We start from the raw sequence: 1653 nt of genomic DNA on the forward strand, positions 1-1653 counted from the left end.
GTATTATTACCAAGGCACACAAATTTCAGACGCAGATTCGTTTTTAAATAAATATATGGCGAAGAAGTAAAAAAGACGCTCAATGAGCGTCTTCAGGCTGTCGAGAAAATCTCGACAGCCTTTATTTTCCCTTAAAATATCCATTCTCCTGTAATAAAATAAAAGAAAGACTTCAAAAGGACGGTGTCTTTCTCATGTTCCACACAAGAAATTCTTCTCAAAACGCAGCCGAATTTGTTCTTCTCGACCAACTTGTCGAAGAGGATCACCTACTTCGAAAAATTGATAAATACATAGACTTCTCTTTCATCATTGAAAAGGTTAAACCTTATTATAGTGAAAACAAAGGACGCCCCTCACTTGATCCGCTGATCTTATTCAAAATGATGTTTATCGGATACCTCTATGGTATCCGTTCAGAAAGACAGCTCGAAAAAGAAATTTACTATAATATGGCGTACAGGTGGTTTCTCGGATTGAACATAAACGATCCAGTTCCGCACCACTCCACCATCAGCTGGAACAGACGCACACGTTTTAAAGATACAACTATCTTCCAAGATATTTTTGATGAGATCGTTCTTCAGGCCATCAATCATGATATGGTGGGCGGACGTGTCCTATTCACCGATTCCACTCACCTTAAAGCCAATGCCAACAAGCATAAATACACAAGAAGAACGATTGAACAGGACACACAAAACTATATCAAAGATTTAAATGAAGCCATTCAAGAGGATCGGGAGGAGCACGGAAAAAAGCCATTAACAATCAAAGAGGAGGTGAAAGCTGAAAAAGAGATTCGCCACAGTACAACTGATCCCGAAAGTGGGTATCTTTATCGCGAAAACAAACCCGAAGGTTTTTTCTATTTAGACCACCGTACAACGGATATGAAATACAACATTATCACCGATGCCTATGTCACACCCGGAAATGTTCATGATTCTGTGCCTTATCTTGACCGATTAGACCACCAAATCGCACGATTTGGTTTTCAAGTAGAAGCTGTCGCCCTTGATTCCGGATATTTAACGACTCCCATTTGTAAAGGATTATCTGACCGTCACATTTTTGGCGTCATTGCCCACAGACGATATCACCCTACTAGAGGCTTGTTTCCAAAATGGAAATTTCAATATGACAGTGAACAAGACAGGTACATTTGCCCGAACCAGCAAACACTCACATACTCAACAACTGATCGTAAAGGATATAGGTCATATAAATCAAGTCCTGAAACATGTTCCTCATGCCCTTTTCTTGAAAACTGTACAAAGTCGAAAAAACATCAGAAAGTCATCACCCGGCATGTATGGGAAGACCACAAAGAAAAGATCAGGCAAAATCGCTTAACTGTTTCAGGAAAAAACCTCTACAAAAAAAGAAAAGAAAAAATAGAGCGAAGCTTTGCAGACTCAAAACAGCTGCATGGGCTTCGCTACTGCCGGTTGAGGGGAAAACGGAATGTGAGCGAACAAGTTCTCCTTACAGCCGCATGCCAGAATATGAAGAAGATTGCCACATACCTAGCCAAGCGGAGCTAGGTATGCGGGAGCTCTTTTTCTGTTTTTGAAATCAGCTGAATATCCAAAAAATCAGCGTATAACAAAAAAAGCTTGTAGAAAAACATCGTTTTCTCTACAAGCTGAA

At 40.0% G+C, this 1653-nt stretch carries 2 protein-coding genes; both read left to right on the forward strand.

Features of this window, described 5'->3' with window-relative positions:
* The coding region (locus tag MOF34_RS17515; RefSeq protein ID WP_268401128.1) for a hypothetical protein at window positions 1-70 on the forward strand (70 nt) is incomplete at its 5' end.
* A 124-nt stretch (window positions 71-194) separates the two neighbouring features.
* On the forward strand, window positions 195-1547 hold the full coding sequence (locus tag MOF34_RS17520; RefSeq protein WP_268401126.1) for an IS1182 family transposase: 1353 nt from the start codon (window positions 195-197) through the stop codon (window positions 1545-1547).
* Window positions 1548-1653: the final 106 nt, after the last annotated feature.

This window comes from Bacillus sp. T17B1 (assembly GCF_026796395.1).
GTDB classification, from domain to species: Bacteria; Bacillota; Bacilli; order Bacillales; family Bacillaceae; genus Bacillus; species Bacillus spizizenii_A.